The organism is Flavonifractor sp. An4 (genome assembly GCF_002161755.1).
Classification (GTDB): domain Bacteria; phylum Bacillota; class Clostridia; order Oscillospirales; family Oscillospiraceae; genus Flavonifractor; species Flavonifractor avicola.
On record NZ_NFIL01000004.1, the window covers coordinates 63,079 to 78,677 of the forward strand.

General features: G+C 59.6%; 14 protein-coding genes and 1 riboswitch. Of the genes, 8 read left to right on the forward strand and 6 right to left on the reverse strand.

Annotated elements, in window-relative coordinates:
* Window positions 1-111: 111 nt before the first annotated feature.
* A complete protein-coding gene (locus B5F94_RS03230; protein WP_087265721.1) occupies window positions 112-666 on the forward strand; it encodes a winged helix-turn-helix domain-containing protein in 555 nt (184 codons plus the stop codon).
* Between the two features lie 36 nt (window positions 667-702).
* On the opposite strand, the gene B5F94_RS03235 is transcribed toward B5F94_RS03230, so the two are convergent.
* The gene (locus tag B5F94_RS03235; RefSeq protein WP_087327610.1) at window positions 703-1,200 is read right to left on the reverse strand and encodes an SLOG family protein; all 498 of its coding nucleotides are present in this window, start codon (window positions 1,198-1,200) and stop codon (window positions 703-705) included.
* Between the two features lie 145 nt (window positions 1,201-1,345).
* Window positions 1,346-1,474: riboswitch (FMN riboswitch) on the forward strand.
* Window positions 1,475-1,555: 81 nt separating this feature from the next.
* Between B5F94_RS03235 and B5F94_RS03240 the strand changes: the two genes are divergently transcribed.
* Complete coding sequence (locus B5F94_RS03240) at window positions 1,556-2,161, forward strand: ECF transporter S component (protein WP_087327612.1); 606 nt, start codon at window positions 1,556-1,558, stop codon at window positions 2,159-2,161.
* A gap of 47 nt (window positions 2,162-2,208) precedes the next feature.
* On the opposite strand, the gene B5F94_RS03245 is transcribed toward B5F94_RS03240, so the two are convergent.
* From B5F94_RS03245 to clpB, 3 genes are all read right to left on the reverse strand, one after another.
* On the reverse strand, window positions 2,209-3,279 hold the full coding sequence (locus tag B5F94_RS03245) for a hypothetical protein (RefSeq protein ID WP_087327615.1): 1,071 nt from the start codon (window positions 3,277-3,279) through the stop codon (window positions 2,209-2,211).
* Complete coding sequence (locus B5F94_RS03250) at window positions 3,276-3,815, reverse strand: sigma-70 family RNA polymerase sigma factor (protein ID WP_087327618.1); 540 nt, start codon at window positions 3,813-3,815, stop codon at window positions 3,276-3,278. The genes B5F94_RS03245 and B5F94_RS03250 overlap by 4 nt, the downstream gene beginning before the upstream one ends.
* 130 nt (window positions 3,816-3,945) lie before the next feature.
* Entirely contained in the window at window positions 3,946-6,579 is a 2,634-nt protein-coding gene (gene clpB / locus B5F94_RS03255; RefSeq protein ID WP_087327621.1) for an ATP-dependent chaperone ClpB, read from the reverse strand.
* A gap of 209 nt (window positions 6,580-6,788) precedes the next feature.
* Here clpB and B5F94_RS03260 point away from each other — a divergent pair, with 209 nt between their 5' ends.
* On the forward strand, window positions 6,789-8,159 hold the full coding sequence (locus tag B5F94_RS03260) for an MATE family efflux transporter (RefSeq protein WP_087327624.1): 1,371 nt from the start codon (window positions 6,789-6,791) through the stop codon (window positions 8,157-8,159).
* 54 nt (window positions 8,160-8,213) lie between these two features.
* Here B5F94_RS03260 and B5F94_RS03265 read toward each other — a convergent pair whose 3' ends face one another.
* A complete protein-coding gene (locus tag B5F94_RS03265) occupies window positions 8,214-8,615 on the reverse strand; it encodes a hotdog fold domain-containing protein (protein ID WP_087265709.1) in 402 nt (133 codons plus the stop codon).
* 146 nt (window positions 8,616-8,761) lie between these two features.
* Window positions 8,762-10,132, reverse strand: a complete 1,371-nt coding sequence (gene murC, locus B5F94_RS03270; protein WP_087327627.1) for a UDP-N-acetylmuramate--L-alanine ligase — start codon at window positions 10,130-10,132, stop codon at window positions 8,762-8,764.
* A 108-nt stretch (window positions 10,133-10,240) separates the two neighbouring features.
* Between murC and B5F94_RS03275 the strand changes: the two genes are divergently transcribed.
* From B5F94_RS03275 to B5F94_RS03295, 5 genes are all read left to right on the forward strand, one after another.
* Window positions 10,241-11,233 carry a CCA tRNA nucleotidyltransferase gene (locus B5F94_RS03275; RefSeq protein WP_087327629.1) on the forward strand — a complete coding sequence of 331 codons (993 nt, stop codon included), beginning with the start codon at window positions 10,241-10,243 and terminating at the stop codon, window positions 11,231-11,233.
* Between the two features lie 196 nt (window positions 11,234-11,429).
* The gene (locus B5F94_RS03280) at window positions 11,430-12,779 is read left to right on the forward strand and encodes an ABC transporter substrate-binding protein (RefSeq protein ID WP_087188216.1); all 1,350 of its coding nucleotides are present in this window, start codon (window positions 11,430-11,432) and stop codon (window positions 12,777-12,779) included.
* A 99-nt stretch (window positions 12,780-12,878) separates the two neighbouring features.
* Window positions 12,879-13,721: a carbohydrate ABC transporter permease gene (locus B5F94_RS03285; RefSeq protein WP_087188217.1), complete on the forward strand. Its 843-nt coding sequence runs from the start codon at window positions 12,879-12,881 to the stop codon at window positions 13,719-13,721.
* Window positions 13,721-14,557, forward strand: coding sequence for a carbohydrate ABC transporter permease (locus tag B5F94_RS03290; protein ID WP_087327632.1), 837 nt, complete (start codon window positions 13,721-13,723; stop codon window positions 14,555-14,557). Before B5F94_RS03285 ends, B5F94_RS03290 begins: the two co-directional genes overlap by 1 nt.
* A gap of 32 nt (window positions 14,558-14,589) precedes the next feature.
* Entirely contained in the window at window positions 14,590-15,597 is a 1,008-nt protein-coding gene (locus tag B5F94_RS03295) for a LacI family DNA-binding transcriptional regulator (protein ID WP_087327635.1), read from the forward strand.
* Window positions 15,598-15,599 lie beyond the last annotated feature (2 nt).

Below are 15,599 nucleotides of genomic sequence, written 5' to 3' on the forward strand. Positions count from 1 at the left end.
CAGAAAAAATGGATGGAGGGGCTAAAATCTCTTGCCATTACCAAACGGTAAGTGTTATCATGATAACAAAGGATCATGTGAACCGGTTTCGTGGCAAAGGAGGCCCCACTGGTGGAGTATACGGTAGAACTGGCGGAAAAAAAGCAACTGCGCGTGATGCTCAACCCGGTACGGCAGGAAATGATCCATCTGCTGCGCCTGGTGGCTCGGCCGCTGTCCGCCAATGAGGTGGCGGAGCGGATGCAGCTGTCTCCCAGTGCCGCCCATTCCCATTTGAACAAGCTGGTGAAAATAGGATTGGTGTCAGCCCGGGAGGGTACCCGGCGGGACGGGAGCAAGACGACTTACTATCAGATGCGGGATGTGCGGCTGCGGCTGTGTCTGGGCCGGAAGGACGGCTTCCAGGGCGAGCGGGAGGCCCTGGCGGCCAATCTGGTGGACAGCACCTTCCGCAGTTTGCTGGATAACGTGTACCGCTATGAGGAACAGGAACTGAAAGACTACGGGGTGCTCCGCTTTGGGGCCCTCCATCTGGATACCGCCCAGCGTAAGGAGCTGATGGAGCTGGTGACGGATTATCTGGAGAAGCACGGAGCCCTCCGGCCGGAGGCAGAGGAGCACTGGGAATATGTGGTGCTTGCTTACCGGGCCGGGGAGGAATTGTAAAAAAATCAGGGCCGGACTTTTGTCCGGCCCTGATTTTTACAGATAGATAATATCCAGTTCCAGCTCCTGCTTCATGGCATAGCTGATGGTATACATGGTGCCCCCCAGCATTCCATTGTAGATGGAGATAAGCCGGGCGGCGTGATCCACCAGATAGCGGTTACGGCGGAGCATACAGCCCTTGTCATAGCGGCGCTGTACCATGGTCTCCCCATCGCAGGCTTCCACCAGTGCGTAATACCGGTCCCGGTCCCGCTCGCCCCAGCGGGCGGCCTGCTCCTCACAGGGAATAACTGCCTCCAGCGTGACATCGGGCATCTGTTCCCGCAGAGCAAGCACCGCCTCACAGAAGTAAAAGTCAGCGCCCCGGGCCATACCGCACAGAAAATGTCGGTATCCTGCTTCATAGGCACGCACTACCGACGCGGCCAGCTTATCCTTGACTTCCAGGCAAGAGGGGGCCTGCTCGTCCTCACCCCAGGGCAGCTTTTCCGGTCGATGCCCGGTAAAGCAGCAACTGATGTCCCGTCTCATAGCCAACCCCTCTCCGCAGTTTGATGCTGCCCATATTGTAAACGATTCCCTATTGGAAGTCAATAAAAATCGAACATTTGTTTTTGCCTTAGAAAGCAGTTGCAAATTGTGTTGGAATGTGTATAATAGGGGATGACAACTGAATGACTGTCTTCAGGGCAGGGTGAAAATCCCGATCGGCGGTAAAGTCCGCGAGCCGTTTTGGCCGACCCGGTGGAACTCCGGGACCGACAGTGACGCACAGTGTGCGAAGTCTGGATGGAAGAAGACGTGTGGTACATTGGCACGCTCCCATTGCATGGAACTCTGAACGGCAGTTTGGTTCAGCAGATCCGGTAATGAGGAGTGTTTTGTTATGACCAATTCTGTTTCCGCCCGGCGGCGGGTGGGCGCCCGCGCCGTGACGGTGACGGCCATGTTTTCCGCTGTGGCCTTTGTGCTGATGTTCCTGGAGTTTTCTCTCCCCATCATCCCCAGCTTTGTAAAGATGGATGTATCCGAGCTGCCCGCCCTGCTGGCCGCCTTCGGTCTGGGGCCGGTGTACGGCGTGGTGGTGTGCCTGGTGAAGAACCTGCTCCACCTGCTTATCACCACCACCGGCGGTGCCGGTGAACTGTGCAACTTCCTGCTGGGTGCCTGTTTTGTGTTCCCGGCGGGCCTGCTCTACCAGCTCCACAAGTCCCGCAAGACCGCCATTTTGGGCGCTCTGGTGGGTGCGATCATCATGGCCCTGCTGTCCATCCCCCTGAACTACTATATTACCTACCCCATTTACTCCAACTTTATGCCCATCGATACTATCATCGGGATGTATCAGGCCATTCGCCCCTCCACCAACGGCCTGCTGGAGTGCCTTGTGGTGTTCAATGCCCCCTTCACCCTGCTGAAGGGCCTGTTGGACGCGGTGATCTGCTTTTTGATCTACAAGCCCCTGTCCCCCCTGATCCACGGAAAACGGTAAATGCAAAAACGACCGACTTCAAAAGGCGGTCGTTTTTTGTTGGAAAACTAGGTCAGGGGGATGCTCCAGTCCAGGTCCACCCACTGGCTTACCAGCCCCTCGTCCATATCGTCGTAGGCGTAATAGATACGCTGGATGTGCACGGCGGTGATAGGGCCTGTATCCTGAGTGAGCAGGATCTCCTGGGGATATCCTGCCCCATCCATGCCGCCCGGACGGCGGGGGATACCCTGATGGCAGGTGCCGTCCGCCTCCGTGAACTGGACCCCATAGATGTACTCGGCCTGCAATTCCACCAGAGACTTCCACCACTCCTCAGCCTTGGCCATCGTGCCGTATAGGGACAGGCGGCGGCCGTCCGCCGAGACCAGGGCGGTGACCTGTACCTCGTCCACGGTGCGCTGTTCACAGATTGCCGCGATCTCCTCCGGAGGGGCCAGGGTCAGCTCCACCTCCCGAACCTGGTTGGTCAGATAGTCCTCCACCTGCAGGGTATAGCTGCCGTCCGGATTTGCCGCCTCATAGGTAAAGACGGCCTGGGCGTAGGTCTGATAGCCCTCCCGCAGATAGCGCCAACCCAGATATTGATCCTCTTGCAGAGGGGAGAAGGAGACGCGCTTGCGGGTCAGGGCGGTATATTGTCCCGTGGAGTAGGAGCCATTGTCCGACAGGCTGAGGAAGGGATTGCTGCCGGCCAGGGCCTGGCCCTCCTGGCTGACCTCCATCTTGACGTACATATTTTGGTAGTAGCTGCCGTTGAGCCGCTCCTCCGAGCGGGAGACTACCTCCAGGGGGACAAAGAGAATGCCGTCCCGGGCGTAGGCTCCAGAGATGAGATAGGTGCGGCCGCTGAGCTCAAATTCCAGCTCGCCATCCTGGATGCGGAGATCTGCCTCTATTTCTGCCGCTCCCACCCCGGAGAAATAGCGGATGAGGGTTTGTACCCCAGTGGCCAGGGCCTGGTAGTTGGTCAGGCACAGGATCAGGGCCAGACAGGCCGCCAGGGTCCCCAGCCGCCGCCAGGGAATGGGCCGTGCCGCTGAGGAGATCATGGCTTCCTCTGTGAGATCCATAAGATCGTTTTCATCCAGCAGTTGATCCCAGTGATAGCGTTTCATGGTGCATCCTCCTTTCCGTCCCAGCCCAGCCCCTGTTGGGCCAGCAGCCGCTTCAGCTTCTTGCGCAGGCGGGTCACCCGGGCGTCCACCCCGTTGGGGGACAGCCCCAGTGTTTTCCCAATCTCTGCGGAGGGCCATTGGTAGAGAAACCGCAGGGTAAAGAGTCTCCGTTCCTCAGGACCTAAGGCCTTCAGAACACGGCGGACACCGTCCCGAAGGGCGGAGCGCTCGGCGTGGTCCTCCGCCCACAGGGTCCCCTGGTGTTCCTCCAGGGAGTCCTCCCGCCGGGTGGCTAATCTGCGGCGGCGGTCTTTGGCCCGGCTGCGGACCAGCACACAGAGATAGGTCTTTTCGCTCCCCCTGGCCGGGTCCCACGTTTGAGTGCCGTCTACATAGGCCCACAGAGTGTCCTGGACGCACTCCTCGGCTTCCTCCGGGTATCCGGGCAGCAGAGCGTCCGCCACCGTGCGCAGCAGTCTGCCGTACTGGTCCAGCACCCGCTGGGCCTCCCGGTCCCGGTCCATGGTGGTATCCATGCCTTTCCCCCCTTTCACCCAACAGTACGATAGAGCAGCGGAATACCTGACGATGTTCCCCACAATTTTATCAAAAAAAGCCCCTGAACGGGGGTAAATCCGTTCAGGGGCTGGTGGGAGTTGGAAAGAATCAGGCCTGGTCCACGACCTGGCCGGAGAGGACGCTTTTGGCCTCCACGGTCAGTTCGCCATTGACGCAGTCCACGGTAAGGGTATCGCCAGGTTCCACCTGGTCGGCGATGATCTTCCGGCTGATGAGGGTTTCCACCCCGTGCTGCACAAAGCGGCGCAGGGGACGGGCACCGAAAGCAGGATCGTAGGCGCTGTCGATGATGAAGCGCTTGGCAGCGTCAGTGAGGACCACCTTCAGCTGCTTCTCCTCCAGACGGCGGTTGAGCTCGCTTACCAGCAGGTCGATGATGTGGGTGATGTTGTCCTTGGTGAGGGGCTTGTAGAACACAATCTCATCCAGACGGTTGAGGAACTCGGGCCGGAAGGAGTGGCGCAGCAGTTCCTGTACAGCGCTCTTGGCCTCCTCAGTGATCTCGCCATTGGCGTCGATGCCGTCCAGCAGGTACTGGGAGCCCAGGTTGGAGGTCAGGATGATGATGGTGTTCTTGAAGTCCACGGTGCGGCCTTGGCTGTCGGTAATGCGGCCGTCGTCCAGCACCTGGAGCAGGATGTTGAACACATCGGGATGGGCCTTCTCCACCTCGTCGAAGAGGACCACAGAGTAGGGGTGACGGCGGACGGCTTCGGTGAGCTGACCGCCCTCCTCATAGCCCACATATCCCGGAGGGGCGCCGATCAGACGGGACACAGAGAATTTCTCCATGTACTCGCTCATGTCGATACGCACCATGTTTTTCTCGGAGTCAAACAAGGCCTCGGCCAGGGTCTTGGCCAGCTCGGTCTTGCCCACGCCGGTGGGGCCCAGGAACAGGAAGGAGCCGATGGGCCGGTTGGGGTCGGCGATACCGGCCCGGCTGCGCAGAATGGCCTCGGACACCAGACGAACGGCCTCGTCCTGGCCCACCACACGCTGGTGGAGGATATCTTCCAGGTGGAGCAGCTTCTCGCGCTCACCTTCCATCAGCTTGGCCACGGGAATACCGGTCCAGCGCTCAATGATGCGGGCAATCTCCTCCTCGGTGACCTTATCCCGCAGCAGGGAACGGGCTTTGCCTTCGTTGGCGATGGCCTCCTCCGCCTCCAGCTGCTTGCGCAGCTCGGGGATGCGGCCGTACTGCAGCTCGGCGGCCTTGTTCAGGTCGTACTGCCGCTGAGCCTTCTCCAGCTCGGCGTTGGCAGCCTCCAGGTCCTCACGCAGCTTCTGAACCTTGCCGATGGCATTCTTCTCGTTCTCCCACTGGGCCTTCTTGGCGTTGAACTTATCCCGCATCTCGGCCAGCTCCTTCTGGATCTCGGCCAGGTGCTCACGGGACAGGGCGTCGTCTTCCTTCTTCAGGGCGGCCTCCTCGATCTCGTGCTGGATGATCTTACGCTGGATGATGTCCAGCTCGGTGGGCATGGAGTCGATCTCGGTGCGGATCATGGCGCAGGCCTCGTCGATCAGGTCGATGGCCTTATCGGGCAGGAAACGGTCGGTGATATAGCGGTCGGACAGGGTAGCGGCGGCGATGATGGCGCCGTCCTGGATCTTCACGCCGTGGAACACCTCATAGCGCTCCTTCAGGCCACGGAGGATGGCAATGGTGTCCTCCACTGTGGGCTCGTTGACCATAACGGGTTGGAACCGCCGCTCCAGGGCGGCGTCCTTCTCGATATACTGGCGGTACTCGTTGAGGGTGGTGGCGCCAATGCAATGGAGCTCGCCACGGGCCAGCATGGGCTTCAGCAGATTGCCGGCGTCCATGGCGCCCTCGGTCTTGCCGGCGCCCACAATGGTGTGCAGCTCATCGATGAAGAGGATGATACGACCCTCGGACTTCTTCACCTCGTTGAGGACGGCCTTCAGCCGCTCCTCAAACTCGCCCCGGTACTTGGCACCCGCAATGAGGGAACCCATATCCAGAGCGAAGATGGTCTTGTCCTTCAGTGAGCCGGGCACGTCGCCCTTGACGATACGCTGGGCCAGGCCCTCGGCGATGGCGGTTTTGCCTACGCCGGGTTCACCGATGAGGACGGGGTTGTTTTTGCTCTTGCGGCTCAGAATACGGATCACGTTGCGGATCTCATCATCACGGCCGATTACCGGGTCCAGCTTATTTTGCCGGGCCCGCTCCACCAAGTCGGAGCCATACTTCTTCAGGGCGTTGTAGGTGTCCTCCGGGTTGTCGGAGGTGACCCGCTGATTGCCGCGGACGGCGGTCAGAGCCTGGAGCACCCCTTCCTTGGTGACGTTATAGGTACGGAAGAGTTCCTTCAGCTCCCGGTTGGCGGTGTCGATCAGGGCCAGCAGCAGGTGCTCCACCGAGACATATTCGTCCTTCATGGAGGAGGCAATGGACTCGGCGGTATTCAGGCACTTGTCCACATCCTGAGCCACATAGATCTTGCCCTGCTCACGGCCGGAGCCGGAGACACGAGGCAGTTTTTCCACCTCCGCCTTGGTGGCGGCGGTGAAAGAGGGAACGGTGAGACCCATGTTCCCCAACAGCTGGGGAATCAGGCCGGACTCGTCGCTGAGCAGTGCCAGCAGCAGGTGAGGCTGCTCGATCTGCTGGTTACCATATTCCGTGGCCAGACTCTGGGCGGTCTGGACGGCCTCCAGAGACTTCTGGGTATATTTCTGTGCATTCATAAAAAACACTCCTTTCAAGGGGCAGCTTTTTGTTTGTCCTCAGTATAGTCCCCTGCAAAACAAAAATCATGAACGGAGTGTGAATTTTTAGCACTCATATGAAGAGAGTGCTAAAACCTTCGGCGGGTGGAGTGATTTGACAGGATAGCCCCTTTACGAGCGCAGAAAAAAGAGGTATAATGCCGTGGACTGCCTGAAGGAGGAGCGAGATGAAACGGACCAACGATTTGGGGCATGATCCAGTTTTTCGCCTGGTATGTAAGCTGGCCATTCCGACCATGCTGGCTCAGCTGGTCAGCGTACTCTATAGCATCGTAGACCGCATTTACATCGGAAATATTCCGCAGATCGGGGATCTGGCCCTGGCAGGAGTGGGTGTGTGCGGACCTATCGTCACCCTGCTCGGTTCCTTTGCATCCCTGGTTGGATTGGGCGGCTCGCCTATCCTGGCCATGCGGATGGGGGAGGGGAACCGGAAGGAGGCCAGCCGGGTGCTGTCCAACAGCTTCTTCATGCTGTTGGTACTGGCGGTGGGGTTGACAGGGCTGTTCCTGCTGCTTAAGGGGCAGCTGCTCCAGTGGTTTGGCGCCAGTCCGGCCACCTTTGGCTATGCGGATACTTATTTGACCATCTACACCGCCGGCACCTTCTTTGCCCTGATGGCCACCGGCATGAACAGCTTTTTGATCGCCCAAGGCTATTCTGGCCTGGGTATGGCCACAGTGATGCTGGGGGCGGTGCTCAATATTGTGCTGGACCCCATTTTTATCTTTGTTTTAAAGTTGGATGTGGCGGGTGCGGCTCTGGCTACGGTCATCTCCCAGATGGCATCCTGCGCCTTCGTGCTCTGCTCTCTGCTGCGGAAAAAGATGCCGGTGCCCCTGCGATGGGGCGGCTTTGACCGGAAGATCATGATGCGGATCGTCACATTTGGCTTGTCCCCCTTCCTGATCATTGCCACCGACAGCGTGCTGCTCATCGTCCTCAACACAGTGCTCCAGCACTACGGCGGCCCAGAGTTGGGCGACAAGCTGGTGGTCTGCGCCACCATTGTGCAGAGCTATCTGCTTCTCATCACCATGCCCATGGGTGGCCTGACCTTGGGTACTCAGCCGGTGATCAGCTTTAACTACGGGGCGGGCAACGTCGCCCGGATTAAGCGGGCCATGAAATCCATTGTGGGATTGTGCCTGACCTTCTGCGCCCTGATGACTGTGGTGACCTACACCCTGTCTCCGGTGTTTGTCCGGCTCTTTACTCAGAATCCGGAACTGATTGACCGCTCAGTGGGCTATATCAAGGTGTTTACCGCTATGATCCTGCCTCTGGCCGTCCAGTACCCTCTGGTAGATGAGACCACCGCCCTGGGTCATGTGCGGCTGGCGTTGTTCTGTTCTCTGTTCCGTAAGACGGTTTTTCTGGCCTGCTTGCTGCTGCTGCCCGCTCTGGTGTCGGCGGAGGCTACATTCCTGTCTGAGCCCATTGCCGATGTCGTGGCGGCTACCGTCACCACCATTCTGTTCCTTCGTTTCTTCCCCCGTATTCTGGCCGAGCGCAGCGGAACGCCTGCCTCGCAATAAAAAAGTCCGCCGCGAAGAATGCTTCGCGGCGGACTTTTTTCATGTAAGCAGGAATCAATGCTCCTTGCGCTGGCACTTCTTGGGGGTCACGCAGGTGCCCTCAGCAATGGCCACCACAATGGGCTCCTCCAGGAAATCAGCAGCAGAATCGCTGATGTCGGGGCGGGGGACAGCCACCTTGCGGGCCTCAAACTTCATCTTGCGGGAGGTGTTGCCGATGTGAGTGATCTCACCATAGGCCTCGATGAAGTCGCCGGCATACACAGGCGCCTTGAACTCAATGTTGTTGTAAGCGCAGAACAGGCCCTCGTCGCCGTCACACTGGATCAGCAGCTCGGTAGCCACGTCGCCGAACAGATGCACCATATGGGCGCCATCCACCAGGTTTCCGCCGTAGTGGGCGTCCTTCGCAGACATCCGCAGACGGATCATCGAGGTGTACTTTTTCTCTTCCATGTCGATTCCACTCCTTATTCATATTTGTGAAAAGAGAACAAAAGGGACAGGACACTAAGACCATTGTACGTCTCTTTAACAGTCTTGTCAACAGCGGAAATTTGTGGTATAATTTTCTCTTTTGCTTTAGCGAGAGAAAGAATGGCTCATTTTTGGAGAAGGGCCTCGCCGGCGGTATAGATGTTGCCGGCACCTACGGTAAGGATCAGATCACCGGGTTGGGCCAACTCCTTCAGCTTGGCAGTTACATCCTCCAGGGTGGGGCAGTAAATGCTGCCGGGAACCTGGCCGGCCAGATCCTGAGAGGAGATGCCGACCTCATTGGTTTCCCGTGCGGCGTAGATCTCGGCCAGCAGGGTGATGTCGGGCTGGCGCAGAACCTTGACGAAATCGTCGAACAGCGCTTTGGTGCGGGTATAGGTATGGGGCTGGAAGGCACAGATGATCCGCTCATATCCCAGAGTACGGGCGGCGGCCAGCAGAGCCTGGAGCTCGCCGGGATGGTGGGCGTAGTCGTCATAGACCTCGGCGCCGTTGTAGGTGCCCTTATGCTCAAAACGGCGGCCGGCGCCCCGGAATGCACCCAATCCCTCACTGACTGCCTTGGGAGACACAGCCAGGGCGATAGCGGCAGCAGCTGCCGCCAGAGCGTTTTTCACATTGTGTTCGCCGGGGACCCGCAGGCCTACCCGGGTAAAGAACTCGCCCCGATAGATGATGTCAAAGGCAGGCAGGCCCCGGTTCCAGGTCAGATTGGCGGCGTGGACATCGCCTTCCTCCAGACCGAAGGTAAGGACAGGGCGGGTTTCGCCTTCCAACGTGTGCATGGTGTTGGCGTCGTCGGCGTTGGCCACGATCAGGCCGTTTTCCGGCACCCGGTCGGCAAAGGCCCGGAAGGAGTGCTCCACATCGTCCAGGTCTTTGAAGAAGTCCAGGTGGTCAGCCTCAATGTTGAGGATGACTGCCACAGTGGGGAAGAAGGAGAGAAAGGAGTTGCAGTATTCGCAGCTCTCCAGAATAATGGTGTCCCCGTGGCCCACCCGGTAACCGGCACCCAGCAGTGGGAGGGTGCCGCCGATCATGACGGTGGGGTCCATTTGGGCTGCCATGATGATATGGGTACACATGGAAGTGGTGGTGGTTTTGCCGTGGGTGCCCGAGATGCACAGGGCGTTTTTGTACCCCCGCATGATGGAGCCCCACGCCTGGGCCCGCTCAAACACAGGGATATTCAGGGCATGAGCCTCCATAATCTCGGGGTTGTCGTCATGAACGGCGGCGGTACGGATGATCAGGTCGGCGCCCCGTACATTTTCAGCCCGGTGGCCGATGGCCACGGGAATACCCAGGGAGCGGAGGTGTTCCACGGTAGCACTGTCGCTCATGTCGGAGCCGGTGATCTGGATACCCGCCTTGTGGAGCACCTCGGCCAGAGGAGACATGGAAACGCCGCCGATGCCGATCAGGTGAGCCTTGCGGCCAGGCGTCAGATAGTCGTGAATGTTGGGATTGGTCATGGGGTTTACACACCCTTTTCTACAGATTATAATGATAAAAGTTCAACACTATATTATAATCCATTATAGGTAAATAGCAAGCCAAACATACCGGGGGAGGTGGAGAAAATGAAGAAGTGGCCGATTCCGGAAGGCGTGCAGCATTGCTTGGATATCCTGCGGAAGGCAGGCTGTGCTGCCCATCCGGTGGGTGGCTGCGTTCGGGATCTGCTGCTGGGCCGCACGCCGGGAGACTACGACGTGTGTACCTCCGCCTATCCGGAGCAGGTAATGGGGCTGTTTGCGCATACCGTCCCCACGGGGATACAGCATGGCACCGTCACCGTCCTGACTGAGGATGGTCCGGTGGAGGTGACTACCTTCCGCCGGGAGAGCGGGTATGCCGACGGGCGGCACCCCGACGGGGTAGCCTTTGACGTGGGGCTCACCCAGGATCTGGCCCGGCGGGATTTTACCATCAACGCCATGGCCCTGGGACCGGACGGGGAGGTGGTCGACCCCTTTGACGGACGGGATGATTTGAACGCCGGGATCATCCGGTGTGTGGGGGAGCCGGACCGGCGCTTTGCCGAGGATGCACTGAGAATGCTGCGGGCGGTGCGCTTTGCCGCCCAGCTGGGGTTTGCCATTGAGCCGGAGACCGAGGAGGCCACCCGGCGCAATGCCGGGCGGATGGCCCGGGTGTCGGGGGAACGGATCAAGGCGGAGCTGGAGAAAATCCTCCTCTCACCTCATCCGGAGCGGGCGGGGGAGCTGCTCCGCTGGGGACTGCTGTCCCACCTGTGGCCGGTATGCAGCTGCCCTGATCTGTCCTGTCTGGGGGAGCTGCCTCCCCAACCCATCCCCCGGTGGCGGGGGTTCTGCGCCGTCACCGGCTTTCCCATTGAATGTCTGCCGGTGGAGCGGGCCCTGCGCCGGGGGGTACGCCACCCGGAGGAGGAGGTTCTGCGGCGGCTGGCCCTGTCCGGCGGGGAGCTGGCGGCCCTTGGTCTGAAGGGCAGGGAGATCGGCGCGGCCCAGCGGAAGCTGGCCCTCCATGTATTAGAACATCCCGAGGATAACCGGCATGACAAGCTTCTGGAGCTGCTCAAATTGGACTGAACGGTTTTGCGATTTGGCATATTGTACAAAATAACAGCGTATAAATTAAGCGCAAAGCTGAAATTGGGGAGTTTGACAAAAAGATGCCTGAAAATGGAAGCGGGAAGGAGTAAGATTCAATCACAGGGAGCTGGAAACGTTTCCATGAAACGTTTCCAGCCGAGACACGAATCAACTGTGACAGGAGGAACTTAGAATGAAGAAACGTCTGTTTGCGCTTGCGTTGACCGGTACCATGGTGGCCGGTATGCTGGCCGGCTGCGGCGGCGGCGACACCACCCCCTCCGGCGACTCCTCCCCCAGCGGCGGCGGCGACGCCACCGGCGGCAAGGTCTATTACCTGAACTTCAAGCCTGAGCAGGACGCCCAGTGGCAGGAACTTGCCGAGCTCTACACCGCTGAGACCGGCGTGGAGGTCACCGTCCTCACCGCCGCCTCCGGCAACTACGAGACCACCCTGAAGTCCGAGATGGCCAAGACCGACGCCCCCACCCTGTTCCAGGTCAACGGCCCTGTGGGCTTGGCCGCCTGGAAGGATTACTGCTATGATCTGACCGGCTCCGCCGTGGCCGGCGAGCTGTCCAGCGACGAGTTCGCCCTGATGGACGGGGACAAGATGGCCGGCATCGGCTACGTCATCGAGACCTACGGCATCATCTACAACAAGGCGCTGCTGGAGCAGGCCGGCTACACTGCCGACGACATCAAGAGCTTTGACGACCTGAAGAAGGTGGCCGAGGACATCACCGCCCGCAAGGACGAGCTGGGCTTCTCCGCCTTCACCTCCGCCGGTATGGACGGCTCCTCCGACTGGCGCTTCAAGACCCATCTGGCCAACCTGCCCATCTACTATGAGTACAAGGCCGACGGCATCGACAACACCGACGCCATCAAGGGCACCTATCTGGACAACTACCGCCAGATCTGGGATCTGTACATCAACAACGCCACCTGTGAGCCTGCGCTGCTGTCCACCAAGACCGGCGACGACGCCGTGGCCGAGTTTGTGACCGGTCAGGCCGTGTTCTATCAGAACGGCACCTGGGCTTACAACGACGTGGCCGAGCTGGGCGACGACAACCTGGGTATGCTGCCCATCTACATCGGTGTGGAAGGCGAGGAGAAGCAGGGCCTGTGCACCGGCACCGAGAACTACTGGTGCGTCAACGCCAAGGCCTCCGAGGCTGACATCCAGGCCACCCTGGACTTCATGTATTGGTGCGTCACCTCCGAGACCGGCACCAAGGCCATGTGCGGCGGCGAGGGCGCCATGCCCTCCGGCCAGGCCGGTATGGGCTTCGTGATCCCCTTCAAGGGCAACCTGGAGTCCACCAACCCCCTGGTCAACATCGGCAACCAGTATGTGGCTGACGGCTATGAGTCCGTGTCCTGGAACTTCTCCACCATGCCCTCCGAGGAGTGGAAGAACGGCGTGGGCTCCGCTCTGACCGCCTATGCTGCTGACCAGACCGATGCCAAGTGGGACGCCGTGGTATCCGCCTTCGTGGATGGCTGGGCCTCCGAGGCTGCCGCCGTCAACGGCTGAGACTGACCCCCAAAAATAACTGCTGAACCGGCAGCGGGCGGGCATTCTGTCCGCCCGCTGCCTCTGCCTTTCTGAGCAATGAGAGAGGAGGTCGATCCTTTGGAAAAGGCAATCAAGCGGTATTTTCCCATCTTCCTGCTGCCCACCCTGATCGCGTTTACCATCGGCTTTATCGTGCCCTTCATTATGGGTATCTGGCTGTCCTTCTGTGAGTTCACCACCGTGACCGACGCCACCTTCGTGGGCCTGAGCAACTACATCAAGGCCTTCCAGGACCCCGTATTCCTCCATTCCTTCTGGTATACGGCCCTCTTCGCGGTGGTCTCTTTGGTGGTCATCAATGTGATCGCCTTTGCCATCGCCCTGGCCCTGACCCAGAAGCTGCGGGGCACCAATATCTTCCGCACAGTGTTCTTCATGCCCAATCTGATTGGCGGCATTGTGCTGGGCTACATCTGGCAGCTGATCTTCAACGGCCTGCTTGCCCCCTTTGCCACCGCCCTCAACCTCAACGAGTGGTACGGCTTCTGGGGCCTCATTATCCTGGTGGCCTGGCAGCAGATCGGCTATATGATGATCATCTACATCGCCGGTCTCCAGTCCATCCCCGGCGACGTGATGGAGGCCGCCGCCATTGACGGCGCCAGCGGTCCCCAGCGCCTCTTCAAGGTCACTATCCCCATGATGATGCCCTCCATCACCATCTGCACCTTCCTGTCGGTGGTCAACGGCTTCAAGCTCTTTGACCAGAACCTGTCCCTCACTGCCGGCGAACCCTCCAAGATGTCCGAGATGCTGGCGCTGAACATCTACAATACCTTCTACGGCCGCACCGGCTGGGAGGGCGTGGGCCAGGCCAAAGCCGTGGTCTTCTTCATTCTGGTGGTGGCCATCGGCCTGATCCAGCTGAAAGCCACCCGTTCCAAGGAGGTGCAGCAGTAATGGTCCGGAAAAAGCGGCTGAACCGGCTGGGCACCGGCCTGTTTACCTTCATCAGTATTTTCTATGTACTGCCCGTTGTGGTGGTACTCTTCAACTCCTTCAAAAAGAAGTCCTACATCAATCTGGAGCCCTTCAAGCTGCCCAATGAGACCACCTTTACCGGTCTGGACAACTATGCTACCGCCATCAACCAGTACGACTTCCTGAAAGCGGTGGGATGGACAGTGTTCATCACCGTGGGCTCGGTGCTCGTCATTCTGATCTGCACCTCCATGTGCGCCTGGTTTATCACCCGGGTGCGGACCAGGGTCACCAAGGCCATCTACATCCTGTGTGTGTTCTCCATGGTGGTTCCCTTCCAGATGGTCATGTTCACCCTCTCCCTGGTCACCGACCGGCTGGGCCTGGGTACCCCCTGGGGCCTCATCATCATCTACCTGGGCTTTGGCGCGGGACTGGCGGTATTCATGTTCTGCGGTTTCGTCAAGTCCATCCCCATTGAGATCGAGGAGGCCGCCATGATCGACGGCTGTTCCCCCATCCGTACCTTCTTCTCGGTGGTGCTCCCCATCATGAAGCCCACCTACATCTCTGTGGGTATTCTGGAGACCATGTGGATCTGGAACGACTTCCTGCTGCCCTACCTGACCCTGGACATCAAGAAGTATAAGACCATCTCCATTGTGATTCAGTACATGAAGGGCTCCTATGGCCGGGTGGATATGGGCGCCATTATGGCGGCCCTCATTATGGCCGTGATCCCGGTGGTTATCTTCTATCTGTCCTGCCAGAAGCACATCATCAAGGGCGTGGCCGCCGGCGCGGTCAAGGGATAAAAAAGACGCAGACCGACAAGAGGTGAGTTTCTTTGACCATCAAAGACATCGCCAAGCTGTCCGGCTATGCGGTGGGTACCGTCTCCCGGGTACTCAACAACCGCCCGGACGTATCCGAGGAGGCCCGCGCCAAGGTGATGGCGGTGGTGGAGGCCCACCATTTTACGCGCAACAGCAATGCCAAGCACCTCAAGCAGCAGGCCAGCAGCGGAGTGGCACTTATCGTCAAAGGCACCCAGAATATGCTCTTTGCCGATTTGGTGGAGCGTATCCAGACCCGTATCCGGGACAGCGGATACCCCAGCTTGATTTACTACATCGATGAGGATGACGATGAGATCGATCAGGCCATCCGGGTGTGCCGGGAGCGGCGGCCCATGGGCATCCTCTTCCTGGGCAGCAACCTGAGCCTGTTCCGGGCCGGCTTTCACAGTATCACCATCCCATGCGTGCTGGTGACCAACTCGGCAGCCGGGCTGGACCAGCCCAATCTGTCCAGCGTCTCCACCGACGACACCGACGGCGCCCGCCGTGCGGTAGAGCGGCTCATGGAGCTGGGCCACCGGACCATTGGTATCCTGGGCGGCCGGGCGGAGCAGTCCGACGCCGCCCAGGCCCGCCTGGAAGGGGTGCGGCAGGCCTTTGCCGACCGGGGACTGGTCCTGGACGAGGCGAGCCAATATGAGACCGCCCGCTTCGATCTGTCGGGAGGCTACGCCGCCATGGAGCGGCTGCTGGATAAGCTGCCCGGTATGACCGCCGTGTTTGCCATGTCCGACGTGCAGGCCTTGGGGGCCATGCGGGCCCTCCATGACCGGGGTCTGCGGGTGCCGGAGGATATCTCCATATTGGGCTATGACGGCATTGTGCTGGGGCGGTACGCGGTGCCCCGGCTCACCACCGTCCGCCAGGACGCCCAGCGGCTGGCGGAGCGGAGCGTGGATCTGCTGATCCACCAGATTCAGGACGGAGCGAAGCCCGCCCATGAATTGATCCCCTATACCTTTTTGGAAGGGGAGAGCGTGAAGGAAAGGACGTGAAA